This window comes from Lysobacter sp. Soil_C_15 (genome assembly GCF_057657315.1).
The window spans coordinates 96916-112052 of the sequence record NZ_JBDGIR010000007.1 but is presented as its reverse complement, the minus strand read 5'-3'; the positions used below and the strand labels follow the sequence as shown (position 1 = coordinate 112052).

Annotated in this window: 10 protein-coding genes; 5 read left to right on the top strand and 5 right to left on the bottom strand. The window is 68.5% G+C overall.

Annotated features, from left to right (window positions below):
- Positions 1–44 precede the first annotated feature (44 nt).
- On the top strand, positions 45–2045 hold the full coding sequence (locus AC3A57_RS16750; RefSeq protein ID WP_487579963.1) for an AsmA family protein: 2001 nt from the start codon (positions 45–47) through the stop codon (positions 2043–2045).
- A gap of 12 nt (positions 2046–2057) precedes the next feature.
- Here AC3A57_RS16750 and AC3A57_RS16745 read toward each other — a convergent pair whose 3' ends face one another.
- From AC3A57_RS16745 to mtgA, 5 genes are all read right to left on the bottom strand, one after another.
- Positions 2058–2726 carry a hypothetical protein gene (locus AC3A57_RS16745; protein WP_487579962.1) on the bottom strand — a complete coding sequence of 223 codons (669 nt, stop codon included), beginning with the start codon at positions 2724–2726 and terminating at the stop codon, positions 2058–2060.
- Between the two features lie 171 nt (positions 2727–2897).
- Positions 2898–3491 (bottom strand): hypothetical protein, encoded by a 594-nt coding sequence (locus tag AC3A57_RS16740; protein ID WP_487579961.1) that lies wholly within the window; start codon positions 3489–3491, stop codon positions 2898–2900.
- 102 nt (positions 3492–3593) lie between these two features.
- Positions 3594–4022, bottom strand: coding sequence for a CBS domain-containing protein (locus AC3A57_RS16735; RefSeq protein ID WP_221669586.1), 429 nt, complete (start codon positions 4020–4022; stop codon positions 3594–3596).
- Positions 3982–5016, bottom strand: coding sequence for a glycosyltransferase family 2 protein (locus AC3A57_RS16730; protein WP_487579960.1), 1035 nt, complete (start codon positions 5014–5016; stop codon positions 3982–3984). Before AC3A57_RS16730 ends, AC3A57_RS16735 begins: the two co-directional genes overlap by 41 nt.
- Positions 5017–5104: 88 nt before the next feature.
- Entirely contained in the window at positions 5105–5866 is a 762-nt protein-coding gene (mtgA, locus tag AC3A57_RS16725) for a monofunctional biosynthetic peptidoglycan transglycosylase (RefSeq protein ID WP_487579959.1), read from the bottom strand.
- Positions 5867–6057: 191 nt separating this feature from the next.
- Here mtgA and hslO point away from each other — a divergent pair, with 191 nt between their 5' ends.
- The 4 genes from hslO to AC3A57_RS16705 all read left to right on the top strand — a co-directional run bounded on the left by hslO (position 6058) and on the right by AC3A57_RS16705 (position 14872).
- On the top strand, positions 6058–6978 hold the full coding sequence (gene hslO, locus AC3A57_RS16720) for an Hsp33 family molecular chaperone HslO (protein WP_487579958.1): 921 nt from the start codon (positions 6058–6060) through the stop codon (positions 6976–6978).
- Positions 6979–7136: 158 nt separating this feature from the next.
- Positions 7137–7985 carry an XOO1806 family protein gene (locus tag AC3A57_RS16715; protein WP_487579957.1) on the top strand — a complete coding sequence of 283 codons (849 nt, stop codon included), beginning with the start codon at positions 7137–7139 and terminating at the stop codon, positions 7983–7985.
- A gap of 697 nt (positions 7986–8682) precedes the next feature.
- Positions 8683–11739 (top strand): TonB-dependent receptor plug domain-containing protein, encoded by a 3057-nt coding sequence (locus tag AC3A57_RS16710; RefSeq protein ID WP_487579956.1) that lies wholly within the window; start codon positions 8683–8685, stop codon positions 11737–11739.
- A gap of 232 nt (positions 11740–11971) precedes the next feature.
- A complete protein-coding gene (locus tag AC3A57_RS16705; protein WP_487579955.1) occupies positions 11972–14872 on the top strand; it encodes a TonB-dependent receptor plug domain-containing protein in 2901 nt (966 codons plus the stop codon).
- Positions 14873–15137: the final 265 nt, after the last annotated feature.

The window sequence follows — 15137 nt, the reverse complement described above, 5'->3', positions numbered from 1 at the left end:
TGCGCCGAAGCGCCTCCGGCACGATCGGCCGGCGCCAGCCCGCGATGAGCCAGCTCCCGACAAGCCAGCTCCCGATAAGCGAGTCCCATCCGCGGACTCCGCAGTCCACCGACGACGCCGCGCCGTCCTGGCGCGCGCGACTGCGCCGCCACCCGCTGCGCACCGGCTTCGGCCTGCTCGCGCTCGCCGTGCTGGCGCTGATCCTGCTGTGGGACTGGAACTGGTTCAAAGGCCCGATCGAACGCCAGGTCGAGGCGCGCACCGGGCGCCGGCTGGAAATCGCCGGCAACCTCGACGTCGACCTGGGCCGGGTGCCGGTGATCCGCGCCGACGGCCTGAGCTTCGCCAATGCGCCGTGGGCGCGGCGGCCGCTGATGGCCAGCGCGCAGCGCCTGGAGTTGGCGATCGAGCTGTGGCCTTTGCTCAAGGGCGAGGTCCGCATTCCCGAAATCCGCCTGCGCCAGCCGCGTCTGAACCTGCAAAGCGACGCCAAGCACGGCGGCAACTGGAAGTTCGAACGCGGCGGCGACGGCGAGTTGCCGGTGTTCCGGCGGATCTGGATCGACGACGGCCGGATGGAATTCCTCGATCCGGCCGGCAAGACCGATCTGAACCTGAGCGTCGCCAGCCGCGCCGGGCAACGCGCCGATGCCGCGCCGCCGGTGCAGGTCGAGGGCAGCGGTCGCTGGAGGGGCAATCCGTTCAAGCTGCAGGGCCGCGCCGAATCGCCGCTGGAACTGCAGCACGCGCAACGACCGTACCGGCTCGACCTGCGCGCCAGCGCCGGCGCGACCCGCGCTCACGCACGCGGCGAGGTGGTCGACCCCTTCCACCTGCGCGACTTCGAGCTGCGACTGGCCCTGGCCGGCAAGAACCTGGCCGACCTGTATCCGCTGCTCGGCCTGGCCATTCCCGACACGCCGCCTTATGCGCTCGACGGCCGCCTGAGCCGCGAAGGCGCGAACTGGCGCTATCGGCGTTTCAGCGGCCGGGTCGGCGACAGCGACTTGTCCGGCGACGCCAGCGTCGCCACCGGCGGGCCGCGTCCGTACCTGCGCGCCGACCTGGTCTCCAGGCGGCTGGACTTCGACGACCTGGCCGGCTTCGTCGGCGCGCCGCCGCAAACCGGACGCGGCGAAAGCATCAACCCCGAACTCGCCGCCGAGAACGCGCGCCTGCAGGCCAGCCCCAAGCTGCTGCCGGATACGCCGTACCGCCTCGACAAGCTGCGCGCGATGGACGCCGACGTGCGCCTGCGCGCCAACCGCATCAACGCGCCGGGCTGGCCGTTGGACGACATGCAGGCGCGCCTGCTGCTGGAGAACGGCCTGCTGCGCTTGGCGCCGCTGAACTTCGGCGTCGCCGACGGCGAGATCCGCTCGAGCATCGTCATGGACGCGCGCCAGGCGCCGATCCGCACCCGCGCCGACATCGACGCGCGCGGCCTGACCCTGGCCAAGCTGTTGCCCAAGGTCAAACTGGCCAACGACGCGGTCGGCAAGGTCGGCGGCCGGATCGCCCTCAACGGCCAGGGCAACTCGATCGCGCGCATGCTCGGCAGCAGCGACGGCGAGGTCGCGGTCGGCATGGGCCCAGGCCAGATCAGCAACCTGCTGATGGAATTCACCGGCCTCGACCTGGCCGAGATCCTCAAGTTCAAGCTCACCCGCGATCGCAAGATCCCGATCCGCTGCGCGTTCGGCGATTTCGCCGTCGCCGACGGGGTGATGACCGCGCGCGCGCTGGCCTTCGACACCAGCGACACCTTGCTGGTCGGCAAGGGCACGATCGACCTGGCGCAGGAAAAACTCGACCTGACCATCCGCGCCCGGCCCAAGGACCGCAGCCTGCTGGCCCTGCGCACGCCGCTGTACGTCGGCGGCAGCTTCAAGCAGCCCAGCGCGCGCCCGGACTTCGGCCGCCTGGGACTGCGCGGCGCGGCCGCGCTGGCCCTGGGCAGCATCGCCCCGCCGGCGGCCTTGCTGGCGACGCTGGAACTGGGCCCGGGCAAGGACGCGAGCTGCGCTGGGCACGCGGCGAAGTGAGCGCCTGCGCGGCTACGGCTGCAGTTCGATGTCCCGGCCGGGATGGGCCAGGTCGTAGACCAGGTTCGCCTGCATGTCGCTGCCGTCGTCCAGCTTCTGCCTGAGCGTGTATTCGGTACGTCCGTCGCCCAGGCGGCGCTCGCCGACCAGGCGAATCCGATTCAGGCAGGAGGCGATCGCCGAGGTGTCGCTGACCGAGCCGCCCGCGGCGTCGAACGCCAGGTTCAGCAACGTCGTCTCGCGGCCCTTGCGGCAGCGTCCGTTGTCGACCTGCGGATCGCTCGACGCTTCCACCCGCAGCAACAGGTCGAAACGTTCGCCGCGATCTTCCTGGCCCAGGATCGCGACGCGTTCGATCCGTCGCACCGGGTCGGCGAAGATCTGATCCAGCGGCAGCGCGAACGTGCGCACCGCGCTCGCCAGCCGCAGGCTTTGCCCATCGCCGGCAACATCGACCTGGGCCGGGCGTTGCGGTTCCCGCCGCGGCGGCGGCGGCTTCGGACGCTCGCCCTGGTCCTGCCGAGTCCGCCGTGCCGCGTCGTCCGGCGCACCCGGTGGCGCGCGCCTGCGCTCGGCGGCCTTGTCCGCGGCAGGCGGCCCGGCCGCCGGAGTGCAGCCCAGCGCGACGACGACGATCAGGATCGCGCTGGCCCAGCGCGCAGCGAAGCGGTATCGATTCATGCAGTTTCTTCGTCAGACAGGCAGGAACGCTTCGGCCCGGGCGCGTGGATTCGCGAGGCGCGGCGGAGGCATTCGGCTTGGGGGTGTGCGCCGCAGACCGTCGCCTATGAAGCGATCCGATCGGACCGGAACCGCCGGACCGGCGAGGGCGGCGCGGCGGCGCCGTGCGATCTACATGGTGATGTCGGCGCCCGGATGGCGCAGGTCGTACACCAGGTAAACCGGCCAGGTATCGCCTTCGGCATAAGTGTGTTCGAGGTCGTACTCGACCCGATCGCCCTGCCGGCGCTCGGCGACCAGGCGGGTACGCTTGAGGCAGGATTCCAGATCGTGGCTGCCGCTGACCTGGTTGTCGTTGCCGTCGAACGCCAGGGTACGCAGCACCACCTCGCGGCCGTCGCGGCAGCGGCCGCCCTCGGCCTTGGGATCGCTGGCGCCCTCGATGCGCAGCAGCAGGTCGAAACGCTCGCCCTTGTCCTCCTGGCCCAGGATCGTCACCCGGTCGATCTTGCGCACCCGGCCGTCGAACGCGTCGGCGATCTCGATCGGGAACTGGCGGATCGCCGTGACCACGTCGACGCGCTGGCCGTCGGCGGCGACCGTCGCCTGGGCCGGGCGCGCCGGCGGCTTGGCGGGCGCCGCCGCGGCGGCCGGCTCGACCGCGGCGGCGGCCGGTTGCGACTGCGACGACGAGCAAGCGGCCAGGGCGGCGACGGCCAGGGCGGCCAACGATGGGCGCAGCACTAAGAAACGACCAGAACGCATGGTGATCCTTCACTCGGGCATGCGACGAAGCGTCGCCGCCGCGCAGCATAGTCGAATGCGCGCCTCGTGCGGCAAGGCTGCGCCGCCGCACCGCGGTCGCGCTCAGCTGGCGATGTAACGCTGCAGTTGGTCGAGTTCGAGCTGCTGGTCTTCGATCACCGCCTTGACCAGGTCGCCGATCGACACCACTCCGACCACCCGGCCGGCGTCGACCACCGGCAGGTGGCGGATTCGGCGCTCGGTGACGATCTGCATGCAGCGGTCGGCGCTGTCGCCGAGCCCGACCACCACCACCTCGGCGGTCATGATCGCGTGCACCGGCGTGTCCGCCGACGAGCGGCCCTGCAGCACGATCTTGCGCGCGTAGTCGCGCTCGGAGAGGATCCCGGCCAGTCGCGGCCCCTCCATCACCAGCACCGCGCCGATGCGTTTCTCGGCCATCAGCCGGATCGCGTCGATCACCGGCGCATCGGGCCCGATCGCGTGGATCTCAGGCGCTTTCGCCTCCAACAACTGTCGTACCGTGCGCATGGCCGTCTCCTTCCGCAAGCTGGGGAAACCGCTTCGGCTCCGAGCATACTCCTGGCGCGGGCTGCCAGGTGTCGATCAGGTACAGGGGCCGCTGTTTGGACTCCTCGTACAGCCGGCCCAGGTACTCGCCGATCAGGCCGAGCGCGATCAACTGCACCCCGCCCAGGAACAGGATCACCGCCATCATCGTCGGCCAGCCCTGCACCGGGTCGCCGAACAGCAACGCCTTGAGCACCACCTTGATCGCGAACGCGAACGCCACCAGCGCCGTGGCCAGGCCCAGGTAGGTGGCCAGGCGCAGCGGCGCGGTCGAGAAACTGGTGATGCCCTCCAGGGCCAGGTTCCACAGCCGCCACAGGTTGAACTTGCTGGCCCCGGCCACCCGCGCCTCGCGGTGGTACGGCAGGGCGACGCGGTTGTAGCCGACCCAGCCGAACAGGCCCTTCATGAAACGGTGCCGCTCGCGCAACTGGCGCAGCGCATCGAGAGCGCGCGGCGAGAGCAGGCGGAAATCGCCGGTGTCGGCCGGAATCGGGGTGCGCGAGAGGCGGCCGATGATCCGGTAGAAGGCGTGCGCGGTGCCGCGCTTAAGCCAGCCCTCGCCTTCGCGCTCCATGCGCGTGCCGTAGACGTCGTCGTAGCCCTGCCGCCACAACGCCACGAACTGCGGGATCAGCTCCGGCGGGTCCTGGCCGTCGGCGTCCAGGATCAGCGCCGCGCCCTGCTCGACCCGGTCCAGGCCGGCGGTCAGCGCCGCTTCCTTGCCGAAGTTGCGCGACAGCCGCAGCAGGGCGACGCGCGGGTCGTGCGCGGCGAACGCCTGCAGGATCTCCCAGGTGCGATCGCGGCTGCCGTCGTCGACGTACAGCACGCGTCCCTCGACGCCGTCCGCGGCCAGCGCGTCCAGCGCCGCGGCGATGCGCGGCTGCAGCAGCGGCAGGCTCTGCTCTTCCTCGAAGGCGGCCAGGACGACGGTGACGCGTTCGCGATTCATGCCGCGCATAGTAGCCGCGCCGCGGCGCTGCGGAACGTGATCGCGCCGGCCGCGGCGAGCCCCGCCATGACGGCCTCGGCCGCCGCCCTCATTCGATCCGCTTGAGGTAGCCGTCGCCGCCGATGTAGCGCATCTGGCGCTGGATCGCGCCGGCCCGGCGCTGCACGTAGGGACCGGGGCGGGCGATGCTGTAACGCTTGGGGTTGGGCAGCACCGCGGCCATGCGCGCGGCCTCGGCCGGCGCCAGCCGCGCAGCGTCCTTGCGGTAGTAGGTGCGCGCCGCCGCCTGGGCGCCGTACACGCCGTCGCCGAACTCGGCGATGTTGGCGTAGACCTCGATGATCCGGCGCTTCGGCCACAGGGTCTCGATCAGCAGGGTGTACCAGGCCTCGATGCCCTTGCGCACCCAACTGCGCCCGCTCCACAGGAACAGGTTCTTGGCGGTCTGCTGGCTGATCGTGCTGCCGCCGCGCACCTTGCGGCCGCGGGCGTTGTTCTTGCGCGCCTTCTCGATCGCCTTGAGGTCGAAGCCGAAGTGCTCGGCGAAGTTCTGGTCCTCCGAGGCGACCAGGGCCACCGGCAGGTGAGGCGAGATCTGGTCCAGGTCGCGCCAGTCGTAGGCGATGCGGAAGCCGAACTCGCCCTGGCCCCAGGCCTCGAACTGGCGGATCAGCATGAACGCCGACAGCGGCGGGTCGACGAAGCGCAGGGTCGCGACCTGCAGGATCGAGGCCAGCACGAACAGCAGCGGCAGCGCCATCAGCCAGCGCAGCCAGCGCCGCAGCCGGCGCGGCCGCGGCGCGGAAACGGCGGCCGCCGCGGTCGCGGCGGCGTCCGGGCGGGGGGTCAAGTCTTGCACCGACGCCCCTCCGACCCCACTGTGGAGGCGACGCCGCGCGCCCGCATCGCTGCCCTCGGTACCGATCGCGTCGGCATGCCTACTCCCCCTTTCACCAGAACGCTTACAGGAACGCGCGCATTATCCGCGAAGCCGCGCCCGCATTCGCAGCCGGGGCCGCTCGCGCGTTCGAGACCGCCAAGATGACCGATTCCCAGACCGCCCCCGCCCCCGCCGCCGACCACGACCGTCTGACCCGCTTCCTGATCGAGGGCGCCGGGGTCCGCGGCGTGCGCGTCCACCTGCACGACACCTGGCGGCAGATCCGCGAACGCGCCGAGTACCCGGCCGCGGCGGCCGAACTGCTGGGCGAGGCCGCCGCTGCGGCGGCCCTGTTCACCGGCCACGCCAAGGTCGACGGGCGGCTGTCGGTGCAGCTGCGCGGCGACGGCGCCCTGCGCACCCTGTTCGCCGAATGCACCTCCGCGGGCACCCTGCGCGGGATCGCCCAGCTCGCCGAGGACGGCGGCACGGTCTCGCGCGACCTGCGCGAACTCGGCCCCGAGGCGATGCTGGCGATCACCATCGAGAACCCCGGCCTGCACGGCCGCGAGCCGGTCCGCTACCAGGGCCTGGTGGCGCTGGAGTCGGACTCCCTCGCCGGCGCCTTCGAGGGCTATTTCCGCCAGTCCGAACAGCTGCCGACCCGGCTGCTGCTGGCCGCCGACGAGCGCCAGGCCGCCGGGCTGATGCTGCAGAAACTGCCCGGCGATCAGGGCGACGACGACGGCTGGGCCCGGGTCGGAGCGCTGTTCGACACCCTGCGCGCCGGCGAGCTGCTGGAACTGCCCACCCAGACCCTGCTGACCCGCCTGTTCCATGAGGACGGGGTCCAATTGCTCGGCGGCAAGCCGCTGGGCTTCGCCTGCTCCTGCTCGCGCGAGCGGGTCGAGGCGATGCTGGTCTCGCTCGGTCGCGAGGAGGCCGACGCCGCCGCGGCCGACGGCGAGGCCCGGGTCCGCTGCGAGTTCTGCGGCCAGAGCTACCGCTTCGACCAGGACCAGATCGCCGGCCTGTTCGCCGCCGCCGCGGCCGAAGTCGAGGCGCCGCCGCGCCTGCAATGAGCGGCCGGATCCGCGACGAACGGTCTCGCGGATCCGAGATTTGGGATCCATATCCGATTGTTAAATAAACATAAACCGACTATAGTCGGAGTCGCCTAACGGGGAACTTCGGCCGGCTTCATCCGGTCATAACGGTCGGTCCACGCACTGCGAGATCCATGCTCAAGCTCCTGCGCCCATTGTCGCTCGCCCTGACGCTCGCCTTCGGCGTGGCGACGGGCGCGCACGCGCAGGTCATGCCGGGCAAGCGCGCGGACACCACTTACTTGCCGGTCTGGAACCACAACGGCAAGCTCGAATACCTGTTGCAGCTGGAGCCGGCCAATCAGCAGGCCGCCACCCGCTGGAAACTCGGCGACAGCTCCGTCGACGCCACCCTCGGGCTGGATGCCGGCGACGGCCTGGGCCTGGTCTGCGACCGCAAGACCGGCCTGGCCGGCGCGATCGGCAACCTCGCCAATCACTGCCTGCTCGCCGCCCTGGACGACGACGGCGACGACAGCCGCCAGATCTCCGCCGGCGCCAGCCTCAACCGCCCGGGCGGGCGGGTCGGCGTGACCCTCGGCAGCGGCCGCGACACCTTGCCCGCCTGGCTCAGCCCGAACAGCCGCACCAGCCGGGTCGATCAGAACACCCTGACCGTCTACGTGCAGAAGAAGATCGGCGACGAGGCCATGGTCTCGATCGGCGGCACCAAGGCCCGCGCGCGCCTGATCCCGGCCGGCGAAGTGCCGAACGTGGCCGACCGCTGGAGCAGCAAGAGCTTCAGCATCGGCGCCGGGATCGGCAACTTCGCCGCCAACATCGTCGGCCGGGTGGTCAACACGCCCGCGCCCGGCCAGTGGGAAGCGCTGGGCGTCGGCCTGACCTGGCGCACGCCGTGGAGCGGCCAGCTCACCGTGGGCGCCGAGAACGTCGTGACCCGCGGCAAGAACCCGTTCGCGCCGAGCAACGGCAACAAGGACGAGGGCACCGTGCCCTACGTCCGCTACGAACAAGACCTGTAAGTACGGCGCCGTCCCGGCGCACCGAGCGCCGCTTCTTTATCGGGCGCTTTCTCTCTATATATAGATAGCGGCAGGCCGACGCCTGCGGCGCTCGCGCGCCTTGCCCGACCGCGACCGCGGCTCCGGCCCGCGCGGCCGCCGACCGGAAGCGACGGTCATCGTCGCCGATGATTCCCGAGCCCCTCTTCGATGCACACGCCGCGGGCCCCATCCCGTGGCCGCTCGCACTCGGCACATTGCCGAAAAACGCGCCGCCGCGCCGACACCTCGGCCGGCCCCCGCGGCGGAGGTCACAGCAACCGCGACCCGCGCGTCAGGCCTGCGGCATCGACGCCGGGTGGGCGCGCCGCTTACCCCAAACGGCCCCGCAGCGCCGGCCCCAGCCGACGGATCGCCCAATTCAGCAAAGATCGGCGCCCAACGAGAATCGGTTGCATTCAGGCCCCATTTCTGGGTCTGAACACGATTTTTGCCACCCTAATCCCCTATTCATAATTTATCTACCGGCCTGTTTGCCGATTCACTTTGCTGCACCTGCTCACACAGATGCCACAAATCGACAATTGGCGACGCTTAACAACACTTTAATTTTCCGAAGTGTGCAGTTACGATCCGGCGAGCTTGCTGGATTTGGTGTGCCTATTTGCCCCACCCAGCGGGTCCACGGGTAACACAAAACAGACTCGGAGAGAGAGAAATGACCTTCAAGACCACCCAGCTCCGCGACGCGATTGCATTCGCGCTCGCGGTGGGTAGCACCGCCCTGGTCGGCACCGGCGTGGCTTTCGCGCAGGAAACCGAGAGCAAGGAAGCCACCACGCTCGATCGCGTCGAAGTGACCGGTTCGCGCATCCGCCAGGTCGACATCGAAACCGCCGCGCCGGTGCTGCAGATCAGCCGCGCCGAGATCGAGAAGCAGGGCTTCAAGTCGGTCGCCGACATCCTGCAGAACATCACCTCGGCTGGTTCGCCGGCGATCAGCCGCACCGCGCCGCTGAGCTCGGGCGAAGCGGTCGGCGGCTACTACATCGACCTGCGCAACCTCGGCGCCAACCGCACCCTGGTGCTGGTCAACGGCAAGCGCCTCGGCGCGACCAACGACGGTCTGCAGGACGTGGCTTCGATTCCGGCCGCCATGGTCGAGCGCATCGAAGTGCTGAAGGACGGCGCATCCACCATCTACGGTTCCGACGCCATCGCGGGCGTGATCAACATCATCACCCGCAAGAACTTCGAAGGCGCCGAAGTCAACGCCTACATGGGCCAGTACGGCGAAGGCGACGGCACCCGCCAGAACTACGACTTCCTGATCGGCTTCACCGGCGACCGCGGTTCGATCACCGTCGGCGCCGAGTACTCGAAGGAAGATCCGGTGTGGGCCCGCGACCGCTGGTTCTCGCAGGCCGGCGCTCCGACCGGCCCGAAGAGCGAGCCGCGCGACTTCGTGTTCTCCGGCACCACCCAGTGGGGTGCGCTGCTGGTTCCGATCGCTCCGGGCCCGGGCGGCACCGGCGGTATCGATCCGTGGACCGGCCTGCCGGTCAGCACCGCGACCAACCCGAACAACAGCCTGCCGATCAGCGCTCCGCGCTTCCTGGCGCGCGAAACCCCCGGCCTGGACCCGCGCAATCCGAACAACTTCCGCGCCCGCAACGGCTCGGACGTCTCGCTGCCGTCGTCGCAGTCGACCGTCTACAGCGGCATCGAGCGCAAGTCGCTCTTCGTCAACGCCAGCTACGACATCACCGATTGGCTGCGCTTCGAAACCGACATGCTGTACAGCGACCGCGAGTCGTTCGCCCAGAACGCCGGTTATCCGTACCAGTCGACCACGCTGTCGCCGGGCTTCAACACCCCGCTCTCGATCGACAGCTACTTCAACCCGTTCGGCAATCAGGCGCCGAACTACGTGGCTCCGAACGGCCGCGTCGCCCCCAAGACCGCCGTGCAGTTCGTGCGCCGCGGCTGGGAAGTGCCGCGTGAAGTCCGCAACAGCCTGACCACCTATCGCTTCACCGGCACCTTCAGCGGCTCGTTCGAAGTCGGCGAGAAGATCTGGGATTGGGACGCTGGCTACCTGTACAACCAGAACAAGGGCGTGCAGATCAGCACCGGCAACCTCAACGTCGCCAACGTGCGCGCTGCGGTCGGTCCGTCGTTCCTCAACGCTCAGGGCGTGGTCCAGTGCGGCACCCCGGGCGCGCCGATTCCGCTCGGCAACAAGGCCGGCCAGTGCACCCCGTGGAACCCGCTGCTGCCGTTCGGCTATGCCGGCCAGAACGGTCTCAACGATCCGAATGTGCAGGCCTACCTGTACCAGCCGGGCCAGGCCGTCTCGGAGACCGAGACCAAGAACTACTTCGTCAACCTCAGCGGCGCCATCGCCACCCTGCCGGCCGGCGATCTGGGCCTGGCGGTCGGTTACGAGCACCGTAAGGAAAGCGGCTTCTTCTCGCCGGACGGCCTGTCGCAGAGCGGCGGCTCCACCGATCTGGCCAGCGGCCCGACCGGCGGTGGCTACGAGCTCGACGAGTTCTACGCCGAGTTGCAGATTCCGGTCCTGGCCGACGTCACCGGCGCGAAGGAACTGACCTTCAACGTCGCGACCCGCTACTCCGACTACGACACCTTCGGCAACACCACCAACAGCAAGTTCGGCTTCAAGTGGAAGCCGATCGATTCGCTGCTGGTCCGCGGCACCTGGTCGGAAGGCTTCCGCGCCCCGACCATCGGCGACCTGTACGGCGGCCAGAGCCAGAGCTTCTCGTTCTACACCGACCCCTGCGACACGCTGTTCGGCAACTCCGGCGGCGCCCCCGTGTGCGTCGGCAACCCCACTGCCAGCCTGCGCGTGCCGGCAAACTTCCGTCAGCGCGCCAACACCGCCAACGGTCTGGCGCCGCGTCCGAACACCCAGACGAACACCCCGTTCCTCTCGGGTTCGAACGACCAGCTGGTTCCGGAAACCTCGACCTCGAAGACCTTGGGCATCGTCTGGAGCCCGGGCTTCGTCGAGAACCTGAACCTGTCGCTGGACTGGTGGAACATCAAGATCGAAGATGCGATCACCGCCGACAGCCCGACCCAGGTGCTGGCCGACTGCTACACCCGCGGCATCAGCTTCCGCTGCAATACCGAACAGGATCCGGCCCGCTCGCGCTTCACCCGTGATCCGGTCACCGGCGCCATCACCAGCTTCATCTTCGCGCCGATCAACGTGGGCTACAACGAAGTCGAAGGCTTCGACTTCGATGTCAACTACCGTCTCGACACGGAGTGGGGCCGTTTCGGCTTCGCCTGGTTGAACAGCTACACGACCAAGAACGAACTGCAGACCGACGTCATCGGCGAAGCCGAGCCGTCGCAGCAGAACGGCTTCGGTGGCTTCTTCCGCCTGCGTTCGAACCTCAACCTGAGCTGGGACAAGGGCCCGTGGGGCTTCACCTGGGGCATGCGTTACTACTCCGGCGTGAAGGAAAACTGCAGCTTCGACGACCGTTGCTCGCTGCCGGACTACACCGCTCCGGAATACAACGGCGCCAACACGCCGATGAACGAGCTGGGCTCCAACACCTTCCACGACATGCAGGTCCGCTTCAATGCGCCGTGGAACGCCACCATCGCGGTCGGCGCCAACAACGTGTTCGAGCACTACGCTGCCCCGAACTACGACAACCCGAACTCGGGTTACGCGTACTACGGCGGCTTCGACATCGGCCGTTTCGTGTACTTCAAGTACCAGCAGCGCTTCTAAGCAACACTGCGGCATCGCAACATGAACACGGCCCCTCGGGGCCGTGTTTTTTTGTGCCTACGGAACTGCGTCGCAGAACGACAAGCGACAGAAATTCGCACTTAACAACACTTTAATTAATCCGCCAAGCCGTCTACTATCGACGCGGCTTTGCCAACTTAGGCCTGTTTTTTCACGCCCCTTGGCCAGCCCCCATACGGGATCCGTTCGTTCAGGACACTTGGAGAGAGAGATGACCCTGAAGACCACCAAGCTGCGCGACGCGATCGTTTTCGCGTTGTGCGTGGGCGCCACCAGCCTCGCCGGCACCGGCCTGGCTTCCGCCCAGGACACCCCGGCCCCGGCGCCGGCGGCGTCCGAAGACGCCACCACCCTCGACCGCATCCAGGTCACCGGCAGCCGCATTTCGATTCCGGGCCTGACCACCAACAGCCCGGTCATGACCGTCGATCGCGAGGAAATCGCCCGCAACCAGCCGGTGGCCGCGGAAGACTTCCTGCGCGTCGTGCCCGGCGCCGTGCCCTCGATCGGCCCGGGCACCAATAACGGCTCCAACGGCGGCGCGACCATCAACCTGCGCGGCCTCGGCGACAACCGCACCGTGGTGCTGATGGACGGCCGCCGCGTGGTGCCGTTCAACCTGTTCGGCGTGGTCGACACCAACGTCATCCCGGTCGCGCTGATCGACAGCGTCGATCTGGTCACCGGCGGCGCCTCGGCCGTGTACGGCGCCGACGCGGTCGCCGGCGTGGTCAACTTCGTGCTCAAGCGCAACTTCGAAGGCATCGAGGTCAACTCGAGCTACGGCCAGTCGAGCAAGCAGGACGCCGACCGCCGCAACACCACCGTCACGATGGGCATGAACCTCGACGACGGCCGCGGCAACTTCGTGCTGAGCCTGGGCAAGACCGACAACGACCCGTTGCTGCAGGGTTCGCGCGGCTTCTCCGAGTTCAACCTCGACTCCACCGACGGCTCGGAGGGCGGTTCCGGCACCGGCATTCCGACCCGCGCCGGCGTCCTCGGCCAGATCGATCCCGCCACCGGCCGCTTCACCGGCCAGACGGTGCCGTTCAACTACAACCCGTACAACTTCAACCAGACCGCGCTGGACCGCTGGCAGGCCACCGCGCTCGGCCGCTACGAGATCAACGAGCACGCCGAGGCTTACACCCAGCTGCTTTACACCCGCTCCAACGTGTTCTCGCAGATCGCCCCGGGCGGCCTGTTCGGCGGCCGCTTCAATGTCGGCATCGGCAACCCGCTGATCCCGGAACCGGCCCGTCAGCAGCTGTGCTCGACCTTCGGCGTGACCGGCGGTCCGTGCTCGGTCGGCAGCGCCGGCGTGGTCAGCACCACGCTCAACCGCCGCACCACCGAGCTGGGCACCCGTTCGACCGACTTCCAGAACAAGGTCTTCCAAGCCACCATCGGTCTGCGCGGCGACATCAACGACAACTGGCGCTACGACGCCTACTGGTCGCACGGCGAAGCCGATCAGCTGACCGTGTCGGCCGGCTTCCTGTCCAAGGCCCGCACCCAGCAGGCGCTGCTGTCGACCGACGGCATCAACTGCGTCGATCCGAGCGGCGGCTGCGTGCCGCTGAACCTGTGGGGCCTGGAAGGCACGATCAGCAAGGACTCGAAGAAGTTCCTCGAAGTGCTGACCTTCGCCACCCAGCGCGTCGAGCAGGAAGTGTGGTCCGGCTCGGTCAACGGCGACCTCGGCGACAGCTTCAAGAGCCCGTGGGCCGATTACCCGATCGGCGTCGCGTTCGGCTTGGAAGGCCGTAAGGTCGAGGCCATGAACAAGGCCGACGCGGCCTCGCGCGACCAGAACGAAGTGCAGGGTTCCGGCGGCGCCAACCCGGACGTCGACGGCAGCTTCACCCTGCGCGAAGCCTACGTCGAAACCATCATCCCGATCATCAGCGGCAAGACCGGCGCGCAGTCGCTGAACTTCGAAGCCGGCTATCGTCATAGCCAGTTCAAGTCCGGCCAGACCGACACCGACTACGGCAGCTACAAGTACGGCCTGGAGTGGGCGCCGATCGAACAGCTGCGCTTCCGCGGCATGTTCCAGCGCGCGACCCGCGCCCCGAACGTCAACGAGCTGTTCCAGCCGGTCGTGACCGGCCTGGACAACACCGCGGTCGACCCCTGCCAGGCGTCCGAGCTGGCCAAGCACGGCGGCATCAACGGCCCCGTCGGCCAGCTCTGCGTGGCCACCGGCGTGCCGCAGGCGATCCTCAACTCGCAGGGCGGCGTGGAAGAGCCGAGCGCCGGCCAGGCCAACGCCTTCGTCGGCGGCAACCCGATCCTGGGTCCGGAAAAGGCCGACACCCAGACCCTGGGCCTGGTGTGGCAGCCGGTGCAGGATCTGTCGATCACCCTGGACTACTGGAAGATCGACATCAAGGACGCGATCACCCGTCCGGTGCTCGGCGACGCGCTGTTCGGCTGCTACAGCCAGGAGTTCAATCCGACCCTCAGCGTCAGCCACCCGATGTGCCAGCTGATGATCGGCGCGCGCGAATCGCAGGACGGCTCGCTCAACGGCGAAGCGCGCGGTCCGTTCCTGGACCGCTCGAACAAGGGCCGCATCACCACCAGCGGCTGGGATCTGGGCGTGCGCTACGGCCTCCCGCTGGCCAACGAGTGGGGCCGCCTGGACTTCTCGCTGGATCTGACCAAGACCGACAAGTACGACTACCAGGGCGACCCGGCCGTGGCCAAGCACGACTGCCTCGGCGTGTACGGCGTCTCGTGTAACGTCATCGCCGGCATCGTGTACGACTACAAGTCGAACTTCCGCGCGGTGTGGTCGATCAAGGACTTCGAGCTGGGCATGAACTGGCGTCACCTGAGCTCGGTGGACGTCGAGCCGGGCCCGATCGAATGGTTCCCGGCCTACACCTCGATCGATGCGTACGACTACTTCGATCTGACCATGGCCTACGAACTGCCGTGGAACGCCCGCATCAACTTCACCGTGAACAACATCGCCGACAAGAAGCCGCCGATCGTGGGCAGCAACATCGGCAGCACCGGCTTCAATAGCGGCAACACCTTCCCGCAGTACTACGACACCCTGGGCCGCTACTACACCCTCGGCCTGACGATGCGCTTCTAATAAGAAAAACCGGCAATCCGAGTCGAATTGAAGGCGGGCTTCGGCCCGCCTTTTTTTCTGGCCGGTGGCAAAGCGGCGCAGATGTGCCGTTGCAGTGCAGTTGCAGTTGCAGTTGCAGTTGCAGTTGCCCGATGAGCTTGGCGCAGCACCGAACTGGCGAGGTCGCCTGCAGACCCGGAGGGCGGCGCACAGGACGTGCGCCGTTTTTCGATAGGACAAGGATGTCCTATCGAAAAATCCCGGCGCGCGCTGCGAACTGGCAGGG

What these genes read in the sequence shown, in the direction of transcription:
- AC3A57_RS16750 (WP_487579963.1), top strand. Translation starts at nt 45, where the DNA reads ATGAGCCAGCTCCCGACAAGCCAGCTCCCGATAAGCGAGTCCCATCCG.
- AC3A57_RS16745 (WP_487579962.1), bottom strand. Translation starts at nt 2,726, where the DNA reads ATGAATCGATACCGCTTCGCTGCGCGCTGGGCCAGCGCGATCCTGATC.
- AC3A57_RS16740 (WP_487579961.1), bottom strand. Translation starts at nt 3,491, where the DNA reads ATGCGTTCTGGTCGTTTCTTAGTGCTGCGCCCATCGTTGGCCGCCCTG.
- AC3A57_RS16735 (WP_221669586.1), bottom strand. Translation starts at nt 4,022, where the DNA reads ATGCGCACGGTACGACAGTTGTTGGAGGCGAAAGCGCCTGAGATCCAC.
- AC3A57_RS16730 (WP_487579960.1), bottom strand. Translation starts at nt 5,016, where the DNA reads ATGAATCGCGAACGCGTCACCGTCGTCCTGGCCGCCTTCGAGGAAGAG.
- hslO (WP_487579958.1), top strand. Translation starts at nt 6,058, where the DNA reads ATGACCGATTCCCAGACCGCCCCCGCCCCCGCCGCCGACCACGACCGT.
- AC3A57_RS16715 (WP_487579957.1), top strand. Translation starts at nt 7,137, where the DNA reads ATGCTCAAGCTCCTGCGCCCATTGTCGCTCGCCCTGACGCTCGCCTTC.
- AC3A57_RS16710 (WP_487579956.1), top strand. Translation starts at nt 8,683, where the DNA reads ATGACCTTCAAGACCACCCAGCTCCGCGACGCGATTGCATTCGCGCTC.
- AC3A57_RS16705 (WP_487579955.1), top strand. Translation starts at nt 11,972, where the DNA reads ATGACCCTGAAGACCACCAAGCTGCGCGACGCGATCGTTTTCGCGTTG.